Genomic DNA, 20,313 nt, shown 5'->3' on the forward strand with positions numbered 1-20,313 from the left:
ATCGCGCCGTGACGTACCCACATCGGCGCGCCGCTCGCCGGTCGCCGCTTCGCGGGCCGCGGAACGCAGCGGGAACCGGTCCTACCCGGCCAGCGCGAGCACGCCCAGCCGGTGCAGGTTCGCCAGCTCGTCGGCGACCATGACGATCTCGCTGATCCGCCCGCCGGTGAGGGTGAGGACGTCGACCACCCGGATGTCCACGGCCCGGCCGGTGGCGGGCACCGTGCCCAGCGGCGTCGCGATCGGGCCCGTGTGGGTCCCGAGCATGCGGAAGGCGACGACGAGCTTGCCCGGGGCCTCGACGCGCTCGAGGATCTTGCGGTCGAGGTCGCCGTAGGCACCTTGGGTCGCGCGGGCGCGGGTCAGCAGATCCGCAAGCGACATGTCCGTCCCGTTGATCCGCACCGGGTCGGTGTACAGCTCCCCGAACGCGGCCCGCGCGGCCGCGTCGTCCACGGGCAGCGGGGTCGACCACAGGTCCATCAGGCGGGTCACGAAGTCGGTGGTGGCCATGGTTCGACGCTAGGGACGTGCCGGGGCGGCGGTGAAGCGCCGTGGCCACCCACATCTCCGGCCCCGGTACCCATCTCTCGCCGGAGGCGGTGGACCGACGGGCGACGTGGGCATCCGCCGCCCGGCTTGGGCATGCGCTGCCGATGCCCGTGCCGGTGCCCGGGGCCGACGGTGGTGACACCGAAGAACGGCCCCACCGAACCCCCGGAGCACACGATGACCGAGACGATCACCCACACCGTCCGCAACGGCGTGGACACCACCAACCTCTTCGCCACCCTCGACGTGCTGAAGGCCCAGCCCGACCTCGCGCGGTTCCGCTTCCGGGCCCGCAACCAGTGGATGGGCGGCTCGCACAACCGCAGCACGATCAAGGACTTCTACGCGGCGGGCGGCGAGGACACCTCCCGCGCCGAGGCATTCACCCTCGACGCCGGCGAGCCCGCCATCCTCATCGGCGCCGACGACGGCCCCAACCCGGCTGAGTTCCTGCTGCACGCCCTGGCCGCCTGCGTGACGACCTCGCTCGTCTACGCGGCCGCCGCCCGCAAGGTGAAGCTCACCGCGGTCTCCTCGACCCTCGAGGGCGACCTGGACGTCCAGGGCGCCATGGGCCTCGACGACGGTGTCCGCAACGGCTTCGAGCAGATCCGGATCACCGTCCACATCGCCGGTGAGGCGACCCCGGAGAAGCTCCGCGAGGTCGTGCAGCGCGGCACCGACCGCTCGGTGGTGTTCGACAGCATCACCCGCGGCGTGCCGGTGTCCGTCGAGGTCGTCACCCCCTGAGTTCCTCCGGTGGCCGGACGCGACCCGTCCGGCCACCGGTGGCCCCACACCCGTCGTCACCAGCAGAAAGGCGCCACCATGCACAGGTACGACGCGATCGTCGTCGGCGGCCGCGCGGCCGGCGCCGCGACCGCGATGCTCCTCGCCCGCGGCGGTCAGGACGTCCTCGTCCTCGAGTCCGCCCGGCCCGGCACCGACACCCTGTCCACCCACGCCCTCATGCGCGGCGCCGTGCTCCAGCTCGACCGCTGGGGCCTGCTGCCCACCGTGGTGGCGCAGGGCGCCCCCGCGATCACCGCCACCGAGTTCCACTACGGCGACGACGTCGTCACGGTGGCCTCCCGCCCCGGGACGACACCGTTGCGCGCGCCGCGCCGCACGGTCCTCGACCCGATCCTCGTCGACGCGGCCCGCGGCGCCGGTGCGCAGGTCGTGTTCGGCGCCCGCGTCACCGGCCTGCTGCGGGACCTGCGCGGCAGGGTGACCGGCGTCGAGTACGTCGAGCGCGGCACGCGGGCCCCGGTCCGTGCGCACGCCGCGGTCGTCGTCGGCGCCGACGGGCGGCGCTCCACGGTCGCCGAGGCCGTCGACGCCCACGTCGAGCACGCCGGCGCGGCGTCGAGCGCCGTCCTCTACTCCTACCTGCCCGGCCTCCCGGACGACCGCTACCGGTGACACTACCGCCCGGGCGTCACCGCCGGGGTCATCCCGACCACGGGCGGCGAGGCCTGCGTCTGGGCCGGCGTGCCCACCGCGCGGTTCGACGCCCTGCGCGGCGACCTCGAGGGCGCCTACCGGGCGCTGCTCGCGGAGGCCGCACCCGACCTGGATCCCGGCCCCGGCCCGCTGCGCGTCCGCGGCTTCCCGGGCGTGCCCGGCCACGTGCGGCGCGCGTCCGGGCCGGGATGGGCGCTGGTCGGCGACGCCGGCTACTTCAAGGACCCGCTGACCGCGCACGGCATCACCGACGCGCTGCGCGACGCCGAGCTGCTCGCCCGGGCGCTGCTCGGGTCCACGGAACGGACCCGGGACGCCGCCCTGCGCGACTACCAGCACACCCGCGACCGGCTCTCCGCCGACCTCGCCGCCCTCACCGAGCGGATCGCCTCGTATCGCTGGGACCTCGCCGAGCTGCGCGAGCTGCTGCCGGCGCTCAGCGCGGCGATGCGCCCCGAGGTCGAGGCCCTCCGCGCCCTCGACCACCCGACCGACCGTGCCGCCTGAGGAGCCCGCCGTGAACGCCATCACCGACCCCGAGCTCGACCTGCGCCTCGGCGTCCTCGACGCCGCCGAGACCGAGCGCATCCGCACCTACGCCACCGCCGCGTTCCTGTGGCGGCGCCTGAGCCAGGCCGACGCCCTGGACGTCGCGCGCGGCCTGCACTGGCGCGCCGTCGGCCGGGACGTCGCCGCCGGCGCGGCGGAGGTCGTCGACGCCCTGTCGCTCGTCCCGGCCGCGGACGCCGAGCGGACCCGCCTCGCCGCCGTACTCGCCATGCACTGGCAGGTCGACCACGCCGCGGACACGGGGAGCCCGGACACGCCCCGGCTCGACGACCTGCGCCGGCTCGGGCGGCGGCTCTCGCTCGCGCTCGGCCTGCTCGACAGCGCGCGCACGAGCGCCTGATGCACCGCGAGCCGCCGCCATGACCGTCACGACGACCTACCGTGGCCCCGTGGGGGTGCAGATCCTGGAGCGCGGCGAGGTCCTCGCCGAGCTCGACGCCGCCCTCGCCGACGCGCGGGGCGGCGAGGGCCGCACCGTGCTGCTCGCGGGCGAGGCCGGGCTCGGCAAGACGACCGTGCTGCGGGCCTGGACCGCCGGGCTCGCCGAGGCACGCCTCCTCGAGGGCGCCTGCGACGACCTTCTCACCTCCCGCACCCTCGGGCCGTTCCACGACGCCGCACTCGTGGCCCCCGCCCTGCGCGCCGCGCTCGCGGCGGGCGGCACCGACGCGGTGCACGACGCCGTGCTCGCCGAGCTGGGGACGCCCGTCACCGTCCTCGTCGTCGAGGACGTGCACTGGGCCGACGAGGCGACGCTCGACGTCCTCGCCGTCGCCGCCCGCCGCGTCGCCCGGCTGCCCGCGGTGCTCGTGCTCAGCTACCGCGACGACGAGGTCGACCCCGGCTCGCAGCTCCAGCGCCTGCTCGGCGGCCTGCCCGCCGCCTCGACGCGACGCCCGGCGCTGCGCCCGCTGACGGTCGGCGCGGTCACCACCCTCGCCGGCGCCGCCGGCCTGCGCGTCCACGCCGCGACGCTGGGGAACCCGTTCCTCGTCACCGAGCTGATCGCCGCCCAGAGCGAGGGCCTGCCGGTGTCGGTGCGCGACGCGGTCCTCGCCCGGGTCGCGGACCTCCCCCGGCCCGCCCAGGAGCTGCTCGACCTGCTCGCGGTGATCCCCGGGCACGCGGACGACGCGCTGCTCGACGTGCTGCGTCCCGCCTGGCGCGACGACGTCGAGGTCCCCGAGCGCCGGGGCATCGTCGGGCTGTCGGGCGCCGCGGTCGCGTTCCGCCACGAGCTCGCCCGCCAGGCTGTCGAGCAGGCGCTCCCGCCGATCCGCCGCCTCGGGCTGGAACGCACGGTGCTCGCCGCGCTGCTGGCGCAGGACCCGCCCGACCGGGCGCGCATCCTGCACCACGCGGCCCGCTGCGCCGACGTCGACGCGGTCCTCGCCCACGCCCCGGCCGCCGCCCGGGCCGCCGCCGCGGCGGGCGCGCACCAGCAGTCGCTCGCCTGGTACGCCCAGCTCGCGCCGCACGCGGAGCGCCTCCCGCCCGCCGAGCAGGCCGCGATCGCCGAGGAGCACGCCTGGGAGCTCTACACCGCCCACCGCGTCGAGGAGGCCGTCGCGACGGCCCGGCACGCCGTGGCACTGCGCACCGCGGGCGACGACCCGGGAGCCACCGTCCGGGCGCTCGTCGGGCTGTCGCGGCACCTCTACATCCGCGGCGACGTCGCCGACGCCGTCGCGACCCTCGACCGGGCGGTCGCGCTCGACCCGGAGAACGCCCTCGCCCGCACCCACCGCGGGGTGCTGTACGTGCTCGCCGACCAGGAGGAGGCGGGCCTCGCCGAGCTCGCGACGGTGCCGCCGACCGCGCTCGGCACCGTCTACCGGGGCCTCGGACGCGCGTTCCTCGGCCACGCCGACGGGCCGGACACCGTGCGCGAGGGCCTGGACGCCGCGCGGGCCTCGGGCCACCGCGAGCACGCCGCCCGCGGCTGGACGAGCCTGGTCAAGGCGCTGCGCCGGCTCGGGCGCGACGACGAGGTCGCCGCCGTCGTCGCGGAGGGCCTGGAGAGCACGCGGTCGGGCGACTTCCTCTCCCACGGCTACTCGCTGGAGGCGTTCGGGCTGCAGCTCATGGTCGACGACGGGCGGTGGGACGCCGCGGAGGCCGGGCTGCGCCGCCTCGTCGGCACCGTGCCCGAGGCCGGCATCCTCGCTAGGGAGACGCTGCCGACGCTGGGGCGCCTGCTGGCCCGCCGCGGCGATCCGGACGCCGACGCCGTCCTCGCCCGCGCCTGGGAGCTCGCCACCCGCGCGGACAGCCTGCCGGTGCTGCTGACCACCGCGGCCGGCCTCGCGGAGAAGGCCTGGCTCGACGGGGACGGCGAGCGGGAGCACGCGCGGGTCCGGGCCCTGCTCGCGCGGTCGCGGCGGCCCGGACTCGCCGGCGCCCGCGGGGACCTGCTGCGCCAGGGCCTGCGCTGCGGCCTGGCGGCGGCCCCCGACGAGCCGACCGGCGACCTGTGGCCGCGCCACGCGCTCGCCCTCGCGGGCGAGCCGGCCGCCGCGGCCTGGCCCGCCGGGTCCTACGAGCAGGCGCTGGAGCTCGTCGACGCCGGCCACGAGGACGCGATCACCGCGGGCCTGCGGATCCTCGACGACCTCGGCGCCGCGCCCGCGGCCCGCCTCGCGCGTCGCCGGCTGCAGGCGCTCGGGGTGCGGCGGATCCCGCGCGGGCCGCAGGCGGGGACCCGCGCCCACCCGGAGGGCCTCACCCCGCGCCAGGCCGACATCCTCGCGCTCGTGGCCGACGGGCTCACCAACGCGCAGATCGCGGCGCGCCTCGTGCTCTCGGTCCGCACCGTCGACCACCACGTCTCGGCCGTGCTCACGAAGCTCGGCGTCGGCTCGCGGGAGGAGGCCGCGCGACGGTCCCGGGATTCCTGAGGGCCAGAATTCTCGAGACGTGTCGAGAACGCGACGGCCGCTCCGTCCCCGGGGTACGAACCGCACGATCGACGGAGGCGAACGACGATGAAGTACCTGATCCTCAAGCACTACCGGGGCGGACCGGGCCACCCGGGCATGGACTACACGCCGATGGACCAGTGGAAGCCCGCCGAGGTCGACGCGCACATGCAGTTCATCTCCGACTTCGCCTCCCGTCTGCAGGACACCGGCGAGTTCGTCGACAGCCAGGCGCTCTCGACCGCCGGGGCGTTCGTGCGGTTCGACGGCGAGGGCCGGCCGCCGGTCACCGACGGCCCGTTCGCGGAGACCAAGGACCTCATCGCCGGCTGGATGATCGTCGACGTGGAGTCCTGGGACCGCGCGGTCGAGCTGGCGGGCGAGCTCTCCGCCTCACCCGGGGCCGGAGGGGAGCCGATCGGCGAGTGGCTCGAGGTCCGGCCGTTCCTCACCGGGGTGCCCGGGAACACGGAGTGACACCGGGCTTCGACACGGCGGATCTGCGGGAGCTCGTCCCCGCGGTCATCGCCGTCCTCGGCCGGCGCGGCGCGGACTTCGCGTCGGCCGAGGACGCGGTGCAGGAGGCGCTGATCCGCGCGCTCGAGACCTGGCCCGGCGACCCGCCCCGGGACCCGAAGGGGTGGCTCGTCGCGGCCGCGTGGCGCAAGTTCCTCGACGCCACCCGTTCCGAGACCGCCCGGCGGGGACGCGAGGTCGTGGTCGACGCCGAACCGCCCGCCGAGCCGGGCGCCGCCGCCGACGACACGCTGCGCCTCTACTTCCTGTGCGCCCACCCGACGTTGCCCTCCAGCGCGGCGGCGGCGCTGACCCTGCGCGCGGTGGGCGGCCTGACCACCCGGCAGATCGCGGCCGCGTACCTCGTCCCCGAGGCGACGATGGCCCAGCGCATCAGCCGGGCCAAGAAGCGGATCACCGGGCTGCCGCTCGACCGGCCCGGCGACCTCGCGACCGTGCTGCGGGTGCTCTACCTCGTGTTCAACGAGGGCTACGGCGGCGACGGGCCCGACCACACCGACCTGGCGGCCGAGGCCGTCCGCGTCACCCGCCAGCTCGTCGCGCTCACCGACGAGCCCGAGGTCGCGGGGCTGCTCGCGCTGATGCTGCTGCACCACGCGCGCCGCGACTCCCGGACCGGCCCGGGCGGTGCCCTGGTGCCGCTCGCCGAGCAGGACCGCTCGCGCTGGGACACCACGCTGATCGCCGAGGGCGTCGCGGTCCTGCAGGCCGCCCTGGCCCGCGACCGCCTCGGCGAGTACCAGGCGCAGGCCGCGATCGCGGCCCTGCACGCGGACGCCCCGAGCGCCGACGAGACCGACTGGGTGCAGATCGTCGGGTGGTACGACGAGCTGCTGGCGATCACCGACAGCCCCGTGGTGCGGCTCAACCGCGCGGTGGCGGTCGGCGAGGCCGACGGCGCCGGGGCCGGTCTCGCGGCCCTCGCCGCGGTCGACGCCGACGTGCCGCGCTACGCGGCGGTGGCCGCGCACCTCCACGAGCGCGCCGGCGACCGGGAGCGGGCGGCCGCCCTCTACGCCGAGGCCGCCGGCGCCGCCGCCAGCGTGCCCGAGCGCGACCACCTCACCCGCGAGGCCGCGCGGGTGCGCCAGCTGCTGCGCGACGACGCGAGCTGATCGGCGAGGAACCGCGACAGGTACTCCGCGTCCGCACCCACCCCGTCGAGGAAGCTCGACGACCGGTGGTGCAGCCACTTCAGGCCCAGGAAGTACAGGCCCTCCGCGGCCGTGACCCCCCGCCGCTGCACCGGCTCCCCCGCCGCGTCGAGCACCGCCGCGTGCACCCAGGAGAAGTCGCGGCGGAACCCGGTGGCCCAGACGACGGTCCCGATGCGGCCCAGAACGAGCGCCCGGTCGGCCTCCTCGGCCCAGGGCGCCGGCCGCGGCAGGCGGGCCGGCTCCGGGGCCACGTCGAGGCCGCTCCGGGCCACGAACCCGTCCACCCTGGCGCGGAACCGCACGGCGTTGTCCTCGGCCTCGGCGACCATCGCCGGGAGCGTGCCGTCGAACGACGCCGTGCCGTCCCGCACCCCGACGAGCCTGCCGTGCGGCACCACGCCGTCCGCGACGAGGCGGTGCAGGTCGAGGTCCCGCGTGCCACCGGTCAGCACCGCGTTCGGCGTGCGGACGGCGGACGGGTCGGGCAGCGACTCCCGGGTGCGGGAGAGCGTGCCCATGCGGTCCATCCACCAGTAGGTGTCGTGGCCGCGGTAGCGGCGCGGCAGGCACTTGTGACGCCCGACCGCGAGGTGCACGGCGCGCCCGGCGCGGGCGAGCTCGCCGGCGATCTGCTGGCCCGACGGGCCGGCCCCGACGACGAGGACCCCACCGGGCGGCAGCGCGCCGGGGCGTCGGTAGTCGCGGGTGTGGAGCTGGACGACGTGCGGGGGCAGGTCCGCGGCGAGGGCGGGGACCGCCGGGACGTCGAGGTCGCCGGTGGCGACGACGACGGCCGGGGCGGTGAGGTCGCCCTTGTCGGTGCGGACCCGCCAGCCCGCCGCGTCGGGGTCGACGGCACGCACGGTGACGCCCTCGCAGACCTCCGCGCCCGTGTGCGCGGCGTAGTCGCCGAGCATCGCGGCGACCTCGCGGCCGGTCATGAAGCCGTCCGGGTCGGACCCCGTGTACGCGCCCTCCGGGAGACGGGTCTGCCAGTTCGGGCTCAGCAGCGTGAACGAGTCCCAGCGCTCGCGACGCCACCGCTGCCCGACCCGTCCCCGCTCGAGCACCACGTGCCCGACACCGCGCCGCGTCAGGCACCGGCTCATCGCGAGACCCGCCTGACCTGCGCCGATCACGATGACGTCCATCGTCTCCTCCTCGTTCGTCGATGCTCCCTCGACGCTAGGGAGACCGCCCCGCGACCGGATCGGCGTCGGCTGCCCATCCCGGGCGGCTGCCCTGCCCACCTCCCGGTGTGGGGACCGGCGTAGGTACCGCCGGCGCGCGAGATGGGGAGCGCTCACCGACGAGGGAGGCGGGGCCCGCGGAGCACGCTCGGTGACGTCGCCGGGCATCGAAGTCCGGCCACGAGGAAGGACCCGACATGGCCGCCGTGCACCTCGTCCCGAACACCTCGACCACCCCGGTGACGGAGGAACCCCCGTTCCGACCCCGCGGTCGAGCTCCCGTGACGCTGCGGGAGCTGGGCCCCGACGAGTTCGACGTCCTCGACACCGTCTTCGCGGGCCTGTCGGACCACAGCCGCTACCTGCGCTTCCACGGCGCCACCCCGCGGCTGCGCGGGGCCGTGCGCCGCAAGCTCGCCGCCGTCGACGGGCGCCGGCACCTCGCCGTCGCCGCGTTCGGCCCCGGCGGCGAGCCCATCGGCATCGCCCGGCTCATCGGGCCCTGCGGCACGAAGCGCAGCGGAGCTGCCGCGCCGGAGGCCGTCGGCAGCCTGCGCGACGCGGAGCTCGCCATCGAGGTCGTCGACACCTGGCAGGGCCGGGGCGTCGGACGTCGGCTGCTCGCCGCGGTCGCCGTCCTGGGCCGCGAGGAGTGCTACTCGCGCCTCGTCGCCGACGTCCTCACCGAGAACACCGGGATGCGCGTCCTGCTCGCCTCCGTGCTGCCGATCCTCGCCGTCGAGACCGACGGCCACGAGACCACCCTCACCGCCGACCTGCGCGCCGGGACCCCGGCGTTCGTCGCGGCCTGACCCCCGGGAGCCCCGCCATGACCACCCCACCCGTCAGCCGGATCATCACACCGCTGGCCGCCCTGACCGCCGACCTCGACGCCGCCGTCCGGCAGTCCGCACCGGGCCTCGCCCGGGTGGACGCCGTCGGTGACGCCCTGGCCCCGTTCCTCGGCGACCCGCGGCTGCTCTCGCCTGCCCAGTGCGTCGGTGACCCGCAGCACTACCGCCAGCACCTCCTGCACGTCGCCGACGACGGCGCGTTCTCGCTGGTGGCGCTGGTGTGGCTACCGGGGCAGACGACCCCGATCCACGACCACCTCTCGTGGTGCGTGGTCGGCGTGCACGCGGGCGAGGAGCACGAGATCCGCTACCTCCGCGTCGGGGACCGCCTCGTCGTCGACGGCGAGGACGTCGCCGGGCCGGGCTCCGTGGCGGGCCTGCTCCCGCCCGGCGACATCCACCAGGTCACCAACTCGGCACCGACCACGACGATCTCGCTGCACGTCTACGGGGTCGACGTGCGCAGGCTCGGCTCGAGCATCCGCCGCCGCTACGACCTCCCGGTGTCCGGCTGACCGCGGCGTGTCAGCGGAGTGGCTCCGCAGACGTTCAGTGTCCGCAGCTCCACTCCGTCAGCGGCGCGCGCCGACCGGCGGGGCGGCGTGGTGACCCTCCACGCCGAACCCGCGGGGGTCGTCGGTGTCGACGATCCGGCGCCCGAGCGGGGTGAGCGACACCGGGATCATCTTGAGGTTCGCCCAGGCGAACGGGATGCCGACGATGCTCACCGCGAGCGGGATCGCCGTCACGACGTGCCCGATCGCGAGCCACCACCCGGCGACGACGAACCAGATGACGTTGCCGAGCGTGGAGCCGACCCCGGCGTCGTGGCGGCGCTCGATGCGGCTGCCGAACGGCCACAGGGCGAACAGCGCGATCCGGAACGACGCGATGCCCCACGGGATCGTGACGATGAGGATGCAGCAGATGATGCCGGCGAGGAGATAACCGAGAGCCATCCACACGCCCGCCAGCACCAGCCAGATCAGGTTGAGCAGTGTCCGGAGCAGCTCCATGGCACCAGAGTGCCACCACGTGCCCGAAACGTCCGCTCCGTGAGGGCTAGGTGAGCTGGCGGCCCTTCGTCTCCGGCAGCGTCAGGATGATCAGGAACGCGACGAGCGCGCCGCCGGAGACGTACCAGAAGAACAGCTGCGGACGGTCCGCACTCGAGAGCGCCGAGATCAGCAGCGGCGCGGTGCCGCCGAACAGCGCGACCGTGAGGTTGTACCAGGCACCGATGCCCAGGGCGCGCAGCTCGGTCGGGAACAGCTCGCTCATGATCGCCGGGGCGATCGAGGACATGAACGTGTAGAGCCCCAGGCCGACGACGAACACGATGATCAGGTTGATCAGCGGCGGCCGTTCGGTGATGAGCAGGCTCAACGGCACGGTGATCACGGTCATCAGCGCCGACCAGATCAGCAGCTGCGGGCGCCGCCCGAACCGGTCGGCCGCGTAGCCCATGGGGTACTGCAGCGCGATGAAGACGATCGTGCCGATCGAGAGGGCGAGGAACACCTCGCCGCCCTCGGCCGCCCGGAACTGCACGGCGTACGGCGTCAGCGCGCTGAAGAACGTGTAGAAGCACAGCGTCGAAAGCAGCGTGAAGCCGAAGAGCTGCAGCACGGCCTTGGGGTGCTCGCGCAGGGTCAGCATCAGCGGGTTGCGCACGGCCTTCGCGCGCTCGCGGTTCTCCTCGAACTGCTCGGTCTCGGCCAGCGCGCGGCGCAGCCACATGCCGACCAGGCCGAGGACGCCGCCGACGAGGAACGCGATCCGCCAGCCCCACGACTCGAGCTCGGGACGCGACAGCGTGGTCGTCAGCACGAGCCCGAGCACGCTGGCGGCGAGCAGCGCGATGCCGGTGGAGATGTAGAAGAAGCTCGAGTACCGGCCGCGGTGGGCGGGCGGCGCGATCTCGGCGAGGTAGGCGCTGGCGTTGGAGACCTCGCCGCCGAGGCTCAGGCCCTGGGCGATGCGGGCCAGCAGCAGCAGGATCGGCGCGAGCCACCCGACCGCCTGGTAGGTCGGCAGGATCGCGATGACGAACGACCCGCCGGCCATCAGCAAGATCGTCACGAGCATCGCCCAGCGGCGCCCGCGGATGTCGGCGAGGCGCCCGAGCAGGATGCCGCCCAGCGGACGGAAGAAGAACGCCAGCGCGTAGGTGCTGGTCGTGCCGATGAGCGCGAGCGTCGGCGAGCTCTTGTCGAAGAACTGCGACGAGAAGTAGACGGCGAACGTCGCGTAGATCGTCCAGTCGAACCACTCGATCGCGTTGCCGATGCTGGCCGCGACGAGGGTCCGGACGGGCAACCGGTGGCGCTCGGTGCTCGTCGGATCGGACACCTGGCTCATCCGCGCTCCTTCCGCTCGCCCCCGGTGCGACGGAGCGTAGGCGACCGTGTCCCCACCGTGAAGCGTCAGTCGCGCACGATCCCCACCTTGCCGCGCGCACCGGCGTCGGCGACCTCGTACGCACGCGCCGCGTCCTCCAGCGCGAAGCGGTCGGTGACGACCCGCTCGGGGTGCAGATCCCACCGCGCGAGCCGCTCGAGCAGCTCGGCCATCCGCCACGTCGACGCCACCCACGAGCCGTGGACGGCGAGCTGGCGGTGGATGAGGACCTCGCTGACGTCGACGGTCAGCGTCCCGCCCTCGCCGACGAGCGCGCACCGGCCGTGGCGGCGGGTGTGGCGCAGGGCGGTCAGCTGGGCGACGCCGGCGCCGGAGCAGTCGACGGTGACCTCGGCGCCGTCACCCAGGAGATCGTGGAGCTCCTCGTCGGCGCCCTCGAGGGCCACGTCCACGGCACCCAGGTCGCGGGCCAGCGCGCGCCGGTCGGGCGACGGGTCGGTGCCGACGACCCAGGGCGAGCCCATGGCCGACGCGAGCATCCCGGCCGCGAGGCCGACCGGGCCGAGACCGGTGATCAGCACCTGCTCGCCGCCCGCCGGCGCCGCGCGGCACAGTGCCTCGTAGGCCGTCGCGAACCCGCAGGCCACGCACGCCCCGTCGAGGAAGGTCAGGCTGTCGGGCAGCGGGACGAGGTCGCGCTCCTCGGCGAGCAGCAGGTCGGCGTGCCCGCCGTCGCGCTGCCACCCGTAGGCCGCGCGCCGCGGCGAGGTGCAGCTGATCTGGTAGCCGCGGCGGCACTCGTCGCACTGGCCGCAGCCGCTGATGTGGTAGACGACGACGCGGTCGCCGACGCGGATCCGCTCGACCTCGGCGCCCACCGCGACGACCTGCCCGCACGGCTCGTGACCACCGATGACGTCCTGGTAGGCCTCGGGGCCCTCGCCCAGGTGCTCCCGGTAGATCGCCCGCAGGTCGCTGCCGCAGATCGTCGAGGCCCGCATCTGCACGACGACCTGCCCGCGCCCCGGTTCCGGGTCGGGCACCTCGCGCAGGTCGACCCGTCGTCCGCCCGGCAGGTAGACGCCTCGCACCGTGGGCTCACCCCATCTCGACGGCCCACCGGCGCAGCTCGGCGGCCTTGATCTTCGTGCCGTTCGTGCCCGACGTCGTGGGCATGGCGTCGACGACGTGCACCGCCGCCGGCACCTTGAAGCCCGCGAGCGCCTCGCGGCACCAGGCCACCAGATCCTCCCCCGCGGGCGCCCGTCCCGCCGCGCCGACCACGAAGCCGACCGCCGTCGTGGCCCCGTCCGCGCCCTCGACGCCGACGACCTTCGCCGTCGCCACGTCCGGGTGGGCGGCCAGCCGCAGCTCGATCTCGGCCGGGTCGACGAGGAAGCCCCGCAGGCGCAGGGCGTCGCCGCGGCGGCAGACGTAGACGAAGACGCCCTCGTCGACGAGCACGCCGAGGTCGCCGGAGCGGAACCAGCCGTCGGCGGTCCACACGTCCGGAGCGTCGGCGCCCAGGTACGCGTCGACGACGTTGGGCCCGCGGAACTGGATCTCGCCCTCGCGGCCGGGCTCGAGGACGGCGTCGGTGTCCGGGTCGACGACGCGGACGGCGATGTCGGGGTGCACCACGCGCCCGCCGCCGGCCCAGCGCGCGGGCGCGGGCTCGTCGGCGGGCCAGGCGGCGGTCAGGGCGAAGACCTCCGAGGAGCCGTAGACGCCGGTCACCGCCGTCCCGGCCTCGGCGCCCAGCCACGCGGCCAGCTCGTGGCTGCGGCCCTGGAAGTCGGCGACGCCCCACCAGCGCCAGCTCGAGAGGTCCCGGGGGTGCTCACGGTGGGCGTCGCGCAGCCGCAGCACCATGTCGTCCCCGGCGCCGACGTGCGTGACGCGGTGGGCCTCGATGTGACCGAGCACCCGCGCGGCGTCGAAGGTCGGCTCGAGCAGCACCGTCGCGCCGGCGGCGAGCCCGGCCATCACCGCGTTGTAGCCGTACACCCCCGAGAGCGGCAGGGCCCCGAGCACGACGTCGCCCTCGCCGAGCCCGAGCACGGCGGCGTCGGCGACGGCGTGGGCGAGCACCGCGGTGGCGGTGTGGGCGGCGAGCTTGGGCAACCCGGTGGAGCCCGAGGTGGTGAACGCGACCGCGAGCGCGGCCGGGTCGGCGTGCGCCGGCTCCGGGCCGTCGTCGCGGTGCGGGGTCCAGGCGCCGGCGCCGACGTCGCAGGCCTCCGGGTCGGCCTCGGCGCCGGACGGTCCGGTGACGACGGCGACCTCGGGCACGACGCCGGAGTGCTCGACGGCGGCACGGAGACGCTCGAGCAGGTCGAGGCCGTGGAAGCCCCGGGCCAGCGCGACGAGCACCGGACGGGCCCGGCCGAGGACGTGCCCGGCCTCCTCGATCCCGTAGCGGGTGTTGACGCCGACGACGTGCGCGCCGCGGGCGGCCACCGCGAACTGCCAGACGAGCGCGTCGCTCCAGTTCGGCATCCACACCGCGACGGCGTCGCCGGCCGCCACCCCGTGCTCGCGCAGCTCCTCGGCCAGCGCGCGGACGCGTCGCCACAGGTCTGCGCGGCTCACCGGGTGCGTCGTGCCGTCGGGCGTCGTGTCGAGCACGACGGTGGCGCCGGGGTCGCGGCGGGCCAGGCGTCCGAGGAGGTCGGGCAGGTCGGCGGGCCGCTCGCCCGGCGCCGGGAAGGGGCCGACGGGGTGCGGGGTCGCCGTCGCTCGCTCCGTCATGCCGTGACCGCCGTGACCGCTGGGGGCCCGGCGAGCTCGGTGAGCCAGCCGTCGAGGACGGCGTCGAAGTCCGCGATCTCCTCCATCGGGTAGTGGCCGATGCCCTCCAGCACGGTGCAGCGCGCGCCGGGGATGCTGGCCGCGGCCTCGCGCACGCGGGCGACGTCGAGCCAGAGGTCGTCGTCGCCGACGACGATGTGGGCGGGGCAGGTGATCGTCGGCAGCTGCCCCCGCAGGTCGTGGGTCGCCCAGCCCAAGAGGTCGGAGGTGGACACGGCCGGGTCCTCCCGTCGGTGCATGGTCGCGATCAGCTCGGCGCGCTCGCGCGGGACGTCGCTGCCGACGACGGCCAGTGTGCCGAGGTAGGTGCGGTCGGTGCGGCTCGGCGCGGCGACGTCGGCGAGCTCGCGGCGCAGCCCGCGCACCGACGGGCGCCCGCCGGTGTGGGCGTCGGCGGCCATGGCGACGACGGCGGCGAGCCGGTCCGGGGCCCGCACGGCGACGTCGAGCGCGATCTTGCCGCCGATCGAGCAGCCGACGACGGCGGGGCGCTCGAGCCCCAGGCGGGCGATCAGCTGCAGGCACCAGTCCGCGTAGACCCCGAGGTCGGTGACGGGCCCGCCGGGCGCGGGCTCGGAGCGGCCGTGACCGGGCAGGTCGGGAACGATCACCCGGTACCCGCGGGCGGCGAGGGCCGGGGCGACGTGGCGCCACTGGACGCCGCTCTGACCCGCGGTGTGCAGGCAGAGCACGGGCGGCGCGGTCCCGCCGCCGTGCTGCTCGACGAAGGCGAGGCCGCCGGCCAGCGGCAGGTAGTCGGCGCGCATCAGGCGATCTCCCGGGCGGCATCGGCGAGGCGGTGGAGCGCGGAGGTCAGCCGCAGGTACTCGTAGCCGTCGCCGGTGACGGTGAAGCGCCCGGCCATCGCCAGGCGCATGAACGGGTTGTCCGGCGCCTCGACCAGCTCGAGCCAGGTCGCGGCGTCGGCGCCGAGGGTGAACGTGGCGCCGCGCGGCGACCGGCGCGCCACCTCGACGACGCGCCCGCGGTAGATCCGGACGTGCACCTCGTCATCGCCGCTGCGCAGGCCGATCGCGCCGTCCCAGCTGGCGAGCTCGTCGGCGAGGTCGGCCTTGTCGGTGAGCGCCTCGGCCCAGCCGACCGTGCCGAAGGCGCGGCCGACGGGGTCGGGCCCGGCGCTGCGGGCGGCGATCATGGCCGCCGTCGTGCCCTCCTGGACGGTCTCGCGGAGCTGGTTGACCAGGCTCATGGCCCGGGTGACGACGCCGCGGTCGCCCGACGAGGTCCGGCGGGCGCGCACGATCGTCACCTCGAGGGTCAGCTCGTCGCCCACGCGCACCGGGCGCCGGTAGGCCCAGTGGGTGTCGAGGAGACCGAGCACGGCGTCACCGTGGATGTCGAGCCCCTGCAGCAGCCCCATCGCGACGGCGACCCCGAACGGTCCCTGCAGGATCGCGCCGGGTCCCGCGTGCAAGGGGTGGTCGTCGCCGCTGACGCGGGTGAAGTCGGCGAGATCGTCGTCGGTGACGACGCGCGGGGCGCTGGTCCACCGCTCCCCCACGACGAAGTCCTCGAACCAGCGGTCGGCCACCCGCACACCTCCACACGAACGACTGTTCGTGTACCAATCCACCATCTGTCTCGTGACGGCGTCAAGAAGGGCCCTACCCTGGTGACGTGAACGCGCGTTCGACGGTCTCGCTCGTCGGGGACACCGGCCGTGGTCACGAGGCCGCGATCCTCAACGCCGCCCTCGAGGCGTTCGGGGCGAAGGGCTTCCACGGCGCCTCGATGCGCGACGTGGCGCGCGGCGCGGGCACCAGTCTGTCGAACCTCTACAACTACTTCCCGTCGAAGTCGCGCCTGCTCGCCGAGGTGCTCCGGCACGCCAACGACGAGCTCGTGACCCGGCTGCACGTGGCCGTCGACGAGGCCGGCGACGACGCGGTCTCGCGCCTGCGCGAGGTGGTGCGCGCGTACGTGCGGTTCGTGGTCGACCACCAGCTCGCGATGGTCGTGTCCACCAACGAGGTGCGCTACCTCGCCGGCGAGGACCGCGAGCGCCTGGTGGTCGACCGCGACGCGACCCAGGCGGTGTTCGAGGACATCGTCGCCCAGGGCGCGGCGTCCGGGGAGTTCCGCACGCCCCACCCCGCCGACGCCGCCCGCACCGTGCTCTCGGCGCTCGCGGGCGTCGCGCAGTGGTACCGGCCCGACGGGCGGCTCTCCCGCGGCCAGCTCGCCGAGCAGCAGGCGCGCTACGCCCTCGCGCTGCTGGAGAGCCCGCTCGCGCACTGAGGCTTGTGGTCGGCGCCGCCGCGCTCGTACGGTACGAACGATCGTTCGTGTACCGGAGAGGGCCGACGCCGTGACCCACCCACAGCCCGCAGCAGCGCCCCGGATGGGGCGTCTCGCGACGGCCGCCGTCTTCGCGACCACCCTGGAGTGGTTCGACTTCCTGATCTACGCCACCGCGGCGGCCCTGGTGCTCGGGCCCCAGTTCTTCCCGTCGTCGAACCCGGTCGCCGGCACGCTGGCGTCGTTCGCGACGTTCGCGGTCGGCTTCGTCGCCCGGCCCCTCGGCGGCATCATCGCCGGGCACGCCGGCGACAGGTACGGCCGCAAGCCCCCGCTCGTGGCGGCGATGCTGGTCATGGGCGTCGCGACGTTCGCGATCGGCGTGCTGCCGAACTACGCCGTGATCGGCGTCTGGGCGCCGGTGCTGCTCGTCCTCGCCCGCCTGGTCCAGGGCCTCGGTGTCGGCGCGCAGTGGGGCGGGGCGGCGCTGCTGCTCACCGAGCACGCGCCGGTCGAGCGCCGCGGGTTCTACGGCAGCCTCGTGCAGACCGGCGCCGTGCTCGGGGCCGTCGCCGGCAACCTGTTCTTCCTGGTCCTCACCGCGACGCTCACCGACGAGCAGTTCACGAGCTGGGGCTGGCGCGTCCCCTTCCTGTCCGGGCTGGTGCTCGTGCTGATCGGGCTCTACGTGCAGCTCAAGATCGAGGACACCCCGGTGTTCAGGACGCTGAAGGAGCGCTCGGCCGAGGCGAAGCGCGAGGCCGGCCTGCGCAAGGCCCCGCTGGTGGAGGCCGTGCGGGTCTACTGGAAGGAGATCCTCCAGGCGACCGGCGCGTTCTTCGTCGTCAACGCGACCTTCTACATCCTGATCTCGGGCGTGCTCGACTACGCCACCAAGACCGTCGGGATGTCGCGCACGTCGATCCTGCTGTGCGTCATGGGCGCCGGGCTCACCCAGGTGATCACCATGCCGTTCTTCGGGGCGCTCACCGACCGGATGGGCTCCCGCAAGAAGCTCTACCTCGCCGGCTCGGTCGGCATGGCGATCTGGGCGTTCCCGCTGTTCTGGCTCATCGACACCGGCTCGGTGCCGCTGGTCTTCCTCGCCCTGCTGGTCGGCTTCACGATTCACGCCACGATGTACGGGCCGCAGGCGACGCTGTACGCCGAGATGTTCCCCGCCGACGTCCGCTACTCCGGGGCGTCGCTGGGCTACCAGTTCGCGTCGGTGTTCGCGGGCGGCCTCGCGCCGTTCGTCATGACCGCGCTGCTCGCGGCGACCGGTGCGTCCTGGTCGGTGTCGCTCTACATCATCGGCACCGCGGCGCTGACCTTCCTCGCCGTGATCACGATCCGCGAGCGCTTCCGCCGCGACCTCTACGCGACCTCGCAGGACGAGGAGGCGGCGAGTCGTGGCGCGGAGTCGGTGCGCGCCGGCACCCCTCGGTAGCAGCGAACGCGCTGTTCGTTGCTTCTATGCGCGCGAAGTCCCCGTTCGCGTCGGCGGCTCGCCCGTCCCGATGGGCACGTGCGTTCGAGGAGCCCGTGCATTCGAGGAGCCCGTGCGCTCGAGGAACCCGTGCGTTCCGAACGAAGGTGCCCTTCGCTCGGATAGATGAGCGAAGGGCGCCCCTGGCCGGAACGGGGTGGGTGACCCCGGTGCCCCACCGCGCCGCGAGAGGCACGTTGCGCATGATCATCAGGCGTCGCGGCCTGCGGAACGTGCCTCTCGCCCCGGCAGGCGCGCCACGGCCGTGGAGCGAGGGACTCCCTCGCTGCCTGGCACGCAGTCAGGGAGTCCCTCGCTCCCACCACCACGAGCACCCCGGACACGACGAAGGGCCGCACCCCGGTGGGGTGCGGCCCTTCGTGTGCAGCGAGAAGGCGCGGACTAGAAGTCCATGCCGCCCATGCCGCCGGTCGGGTCAGCAGCAGCGCCGCCGCCCTTCTCCGGCTTGTCCGCGACCACGGCCTCCGTGGTCAGGAACAGCGCGGCGATCGACGCGGCGTTCTGCAGCGCCGAGCGGGTGACCTTGGCGGGGTCGATGATGCCCGCGGCGATCAGGTCCTTGTACTCGCCGGTGGCGGCGTCGAGGCCCTCACCGGTGTTGAGCCCACGGACCTTCTCGGCCACGACGCCGGGCTCGTGGCCGGCGTTGTGGGCGATCTGCTTCAGCGGCGCCTCGAGCGCGGTGCGCACGATGTTGGCGCCGGTGGCCTCGTCCCCGTCGAGCCCGAGGCCCGAGAAGACGTCGCCGACCGAGGCCTGCAGCAGGGCGACGCCGCCGCCGGCGACGATGCCCTCCTCGACCGCGGCCTTGGCGTTGCGGACCGCGTCCTCGATGCGGTGCTTGCGCTCCTTGAGCTCGACCTCGGTGGCGGCACCGGCGCGGATCACCGCGACGCCGCCGGCCAGCTTGGCGAGACGCTCCTGGAGCTTCTCGCGGTCGTAGTCGGAGTCGCTGCGCTCGATCTCGGAGCGGATCTGCTGCACGCGGCCCTGGATCTGGTCGGCGGCGCCGGCGCCGTCGACGATCGTGGTCTCGTCCTTGGAGACGGTGACCTTGCGGGCGCGGCCCAGCAGGCTCAGGTCGGCGGTCTCGAGCTTGAGGCCGACCTCCTCCGAGATGACCTCGCCACCGGTGAGGATGGCCATGTCGGCCAGCATCGCCTTGCGGCGGTCACCGAAGCCGGGGGCCTTGACGGCGACCGACTTGAAGGTGCCACGGATCTTGTTGACGACCAGGGTGGCCAGGGCCTCGCCCTCGACGTCCTCCGAGATGATCGCCAGCGGCTTGCCGGACTGCATGACCTTCTCCAGCAGCGGGAGGAGGTCCTTCACCGACGAGATCTTGGAGGACATGAGCAGGATGTAGGGGTCGTCGAGCTCCGCCTCCATCCGGTCCTGGTCGGTGACGAAGTAGGGCGAGATGTAGCCCTTGTCGAAGCGCATGCCCTCGGTGAGCTCGAGCTCGAGCCCGAAGGTCTGCGACTCCTCGACGGTGATGACGCCTTCCTTGCCGACCTTGTCCATCGCCTCGGCGATGAGCTCGCCGATCTGGGCGTCGCCGGCGGAGATCGACGCGGTGGCGGCGATCTGCTCCTTGGTCTCGACCTCCTTGGCCGACTTCAGGAGCTGCTGCGAGACGGCCTCGGTGGCCTTCTCGATGCCCTTCTTCAGCGACATCGGGTTGGCACCGGCGGCCACGTTGCGCAGACCCTCGCGGACGAGGGCCTGGGCGAGGACGGTCGCGGTGGTCGTGCCGTCACCGGCGACGTCGTCGGTCTTCTTCGCGACCTCCTTGACGAGCTCGGCGCCGATCTTCTCCCAGGCGTCCTCGAGCTCGATCTCCTTCGCGATCGAGACGCCGTCGTTGGTGATGGTGGGGGCGCCCCACTTCTTCTCCAGGACGACGTTGCGGCCGCGGGGGCCGAGGGTCACCTTGACGGCGTCCGCGAGGCTGTTCATGCCCCGCTCGAGGCCGCGACGGGCCTCCTCGTCGAACGCGATCATCTTGGCCATGCGGGTGGTCCTCCGATGAGAGACACGTAACTCGGTCAGGCGCGGTGCCCGCGACGGACGACCGGCTCCGTTCCGCCGGCCTCACCGTCCCGACCTGGCACTCGACGATACCGA

The 20,313-nt window shown here is 74.6% G+C and carries 20 protein-coding genes; 11 read left to right on the forward strand and 9 right to left on the reverse strand.

Going from position 1 to position 20,313, the window contains the following annotated elements; translation table 11 throughout:
- Window positions 1–81: 81 nt before the first annotated feature.
- The gene (locus WCD41_RS26865) at window positions 82–513 is read right to left on the reverse strand and encodes an ester cyclase (RefSeq protein ID WP_337718313.1); all 432 of its coding nucleotides are present in this window, start codon (window positions 511–513) and stop codon (window positions 82–84) included.
- Window positions 514–729: 216 nt separating this feature from the next.
- Between WCD41_RS26865 and WCD41_RS26870 the strand changes: the two genes are divergently transcribed.
- The 7 genes from WCD41_RS26870 to WCD41_RS26900 all read left to right on the forward strand — a co-directional run bounded on the left by WCD41_RS26870 (window position 730) and on the right by WCD41_RS26900 (window position 7,159).
- On the forward strand, window positions 730–1,302 hold the full coding sequence (locus WCD41_RS26870) for an OsmC family protein (protein WP_337718314.1): 573 nt from the start codon (window positions 730–732) through the stop codon (window positions 1,300–1,302).
- Between the two features lie 78 nt (window positions 1,303–1,380).
- Window positions 1,381–1,977 (forward strand): NAD(P)/FAD-dependent oxidoreductase, encoded by a 597-nt coding sequence (locus WCD41_RS26875; protein WP_337718315.1) that lies wholly within the window; start codon window positions 1,381–1,383, stop codon window positions 1,975–1,977.
- Between the two features lie 69 nt (window positions 1,978–2,046).
- Window positions 2,047–2,526: an NAD(P)/FAD-dependent oxidoreductase gene (locus tag WCD41_RS26880; protein ID WP_337718316.1), complete on the forward strand. Its 480-nt coding sequence runs from the start codon at window positions 2,047–2,049 to the stop codon at window positions 2,524–2,526.
- Between the two features lie 10 nt (window positions 2,527–2,536).
- Window positions 2,537–2,929 carry a hypothetical protein gene (locus tag WCD41_RS26885; protein WP_337718317.1) on the forward strand — a complete coding sequence of 131 codons (393 nt, stop codon included), beginning with the start codon at window positions 2,537–2,539 and terminating at the stop codon, window positions 2,927–2,929.
- A gap of 49 nt (window positions 2,930–2,978) precedes the next feature.
- Window positions 2,979–5,486 (forward strand): AAA family ATPase, encoded by a 2,508-nt coding sequence (locus WCD41_RS26890; RefSeq protein WP_337718318.1) that lies wholly within the window; start codon window positions 2,979–2,981, stop codon window positions 5,484–5,486.
- Window positions 5,487–5,573: 87 nt separating this feature from the next.
- On the forward strand, window positions 5,574–5,984 hold the full coding sequence (locus WCD41_RS26895) for a YciI family protein (protein ID WP_337718319.1): 411 nt from the start codon (window positions 5,574–5,576) through the stop codon (window positions 5,982–5,984).
- Window positions 5,981–7,159 carry an RNA polymerase sigma factor gene (locus WCD41_RS26900; RefSeq protein WP_337718320.1) on the forward strand — a complete coding sequence of 393 codons (1,179 nt, stop codon included), beginning with the start codon at window positions 5,981–5,983 and terminating at the stop codon, window positions 7,157–7,159. Before WCD41_RS26895 ends, WCD41_RS26900 begins: the two co-directional genes overlap by 4 nt.
- On the opposite strand, the gene WCD41_RS26905 is transcribed toward WCD41_RS26900, so the two are convergent.
- Complete coding sequence (locus tag WCD41_RS26905) at window positions 7,057–8,352, reverse strand: NAD(P)-binding domain-containing protein (protein WP_337718321.1); 1,296 nt, start codon at window positions 8,350–8,352, stop codon at window positions 7,057–7,059. The genes WCD41_RS26900 and WCD41_RS26905 overlap by 103 nt on opposite strands.
- A 236-nt stretch (window positions 8,353–8,588) precedes the next feature.
- Between WCD41_RS26905 and WCD41_RS26910 the strand changes: the two genes are divergently transcribed.
- Both WCD41_RS26910 and WCD41_RS26915 read left to right on the forward strand, forming a co-directional pair.
- Entirely contained in the window at window positions 8,589–9,203 is a 615-nt protein-coding gene (locus tag WCD41_RS26910) for a GNAT family N-acetyltransferase (protein ID WP_337718322.1), read from the forward strand.
- A gap of 17 nt (window positions 9,204–9,220) precedes the next feature.
- Complete coding sequence (locus tag WCD41_RS26915; protein ID WP_337718323.1) at window positions 9,221–9,760, forward strand: cysteine dioxygenase family protein; 540 nt, start codon at window positions 9,221–9,223, stop codon at window positions 9,758–9,760.
- Window positions 9,761–9,817: 57 nt separating this feature from the next.
- Here the strand turns inward: WCD41_RS26915 and WCD41_RS26920 are convergent, their stop codons facing one another.
- The 6 genes from WCD41_RS26920 to WCD41_RS26945 all read right to left on the reverse strand — a co-directional run bounded on the left by WCD41_RS26920 (window position 9,818) and on the right by WCD41_RS26945 (window position 15,969).
- On the reverse strand, window positions 9,818–10,261 hold the full coding sequence (locus WCD41_RS26920; protein ID WP_337718324.1) for a YccF domain-containing protein: 444 nt from the start codon (window positions 10,259–10,261) through the stop codon (window positions 9,818–9,820).
- Window positions 10,262–10,307: 46 nt separating this feature from the next.
- Entirely contained in the window at window positions 10,308–11,606 is a 1,299-nt protein-coding gene (locus WCD41_RS26925) for an MFS transporter (protein ID WP_337718325.1), read from the reverse strand.
- A gap of 65 nt (window positions 11,607–11,671) precedes the next feature.
- Complete coding sequence (locus WCD41_RS26930) at window positions 11,672–12,697, reverse strand: zinc-dependent alcohol dehydrogenase family protein (protein ID WP_337718326.1); 1,026 nt, start codon at window positions 12,695–12,697, stop codon at window positions 11,672–11,674.
- 7 nt (window positions 12,698–12,704) lie between these two features.
- Window positions 12,705–14,357, reverse strand: a complete 1,653-nt coding sequence (locus WCD41_RS26935) for an AMP-binding protein (RefSeq protein WP_337718327.1) — start codon at window positions 14,355–14,357, stop codon at window positions 12,705–12,707.
- Window positions 14,354–15,184: an alpha/beta fold hydrolase gene (locus WCD41_RS26940; protein ID WP_337718328.1), complete on the reverse strand. Its 831-nt coding sequence runs from the start codon at window positions 15,182–15,184 to the stop codon at window positions 14,354–14,356. The genes WCD41_RS26935 and WCD41_RS26940 overlap by 4 nt, the downstream gene beginning before the upstream one ends.
- Entirely contained in the window at window positions 15,184–15,969 is a 786-nt protein-coding gene (locus WCD41_RS26945; protein ID WP_337718329.1) for a hotdog domain-containing protein, read from the reverse strand. Before WCD41_RS26945 ends, WCD41_RS26940 begins: the two co-directional genes overlap by 1 nt.
- Before the next feature lie 86 nt (window positions 15,970–16,055).
- On the opposite strand from WCD41_RS26945, the gene WCD41_RS26950 reads away from it, so the two are divergent.
- Together WCD41_RS26950 and WCD41_RS26955 are read left to right on the forward strand one after the other, a co-directional pair.
- On the forward strand, window positions 16,056–16,676 hold the full coding sequence (locus tag WCD41_RS26950; RefSeq protein ID WP_337718330.1) for a TetR/AcrR family transcriptional regulator: 621 nt from the start codon (window positions 16,056–16,058) through the stop codon (window positions 16,674–16,676).
- 103 nt (window positions 16,677–16,779) lie between these two features.
- Window positions 16,780–18,126, forward strand: coding sequence for an MFS transporter (locus WCD41_RS26955; protein WP_337718331.1), 1,347 nt, complete (start codon window positions 16,780–16,782; stop codon window positions 18,124–18,126).
- A 441-nt stretch (window positions 18,127–18,567) separates the two neighbouring features.
- On the opposite strand, the gene groL is transcribed toward WCD41_RS26955, so the two are convergent.
- Window positions 18,568–20,199, reverse strand: a complete 1,632-nt coding sequence (gene groL / locus WCD41_RS26960) for a chaperonin GroEL (protein WP_337718332.1) — start codon at window positions 20,197–20,199, stop codon at window positions 18,568–18,570.
- Window positions 20,200–20,313: the final 114 nt, after the last annotated feature.

The organism is Actinomycetospora aeridis (assembly GCF_037400275.1).
Taxonomy (GTDB): domain Bacteria; phylum Actinomycetota; class Actinomycetes; order Mycobacteriales; family Pseudonocardiaceae; genus Actinomycetospora; species Actinomycetospora aeridis.

Bases quoted from the DNA above. Each gene is read 5' to 3' on its own strand.
- WCD41_RS26955 (WP_337718331.1), top strand. From the start codon at position 16,780: ATGGGGCGTCTCGCGACGGCCGCCGTCTTCGCGACCACCCTGGAGTGG.
- WCD41_RS26920 (WP_337718324.1), bottom strand. From the start codon at position 10,261: ATGGAGCTGCTCCGGACACTGCTCAACCTGATCTGGCTGGTGCTGGCG.
- WCD41_RS26910 (WP_337718322.1), top strand. From the start codon at position 8,589: ATGGCCGCCGTGCACCTCGTCCCGAACACCTCGACCACCCCGGTGACG.
- WCD41_RS26870 (WP_337718314.1), top strand. From the start codon at position 730: ATGACCGAGACGATCACCCACACCGTCCGCAACGGCGTGGACACCACC.
- WCD41_RS26940 (WP_337718328.1), bottom strand. From the start codon at position 15,184: ATGCGCGCCGACTACCTGCCGCTGGCCGGCGGCCTCGCCTTCGTCGAG.
- WCD41_RS26865 (WP_337718313.1), bottom strand. From the start codon at position 513: ATGGCCACCACCGACTTCGTGACCCGCCTGATGGACCTGTGGTCGACC.
- WCD41_RS26895 (WP_337718319.1), top strand. From the start codon at position 5,574: ATGAAGTACCTGATCCTCAAGCACTACCGGGGCGGACCGGGCCACCCG.
- WCD41_RS26925 (WP_337718325.1), bottom strand. From the start codon at position 11,606: ATGAGCCAGGTGTCCGATCCGACGAGCACCGAGCGCCACCGGTTGCCC.
- WCD41_RS26935 (WP_337718327.1), bottom strand. From the start codon at position 14,357: ATGACGGAGCGAGCGACGGCGACCCCGCACCCCGTCGGCCCCTTCCCG.
- WCD41_RS26905 (WP_337718321.1), bottom strand. From the start codon at position 8,352: ATGGACGTCATCGTGATCGGCGCAGGTCAGGCGGGTCTCGCGATGAGC.
- WCD41_RS26875 (WP_337718315.1), top strand. From the start codon at position 1,381: ATGCACAGGTACGACGCGATCGTCGTCGGCGGCCGCGCGGCCGGCGCC.
- WCD41_RS26915 (WP_337718323.1), top strand. From the start codon at position 9,221: ATGACCACCCCACCCGTCAGCCGGATCATCACACCGCTGGCCGCCCTG.
- groL (WP_337718332.1), bottom strand. From the start codon at position 20,199: ATGGCCAAGATGATCGCGTTCGACGAGGAGGCCCGTCGCGGCCTCGAG.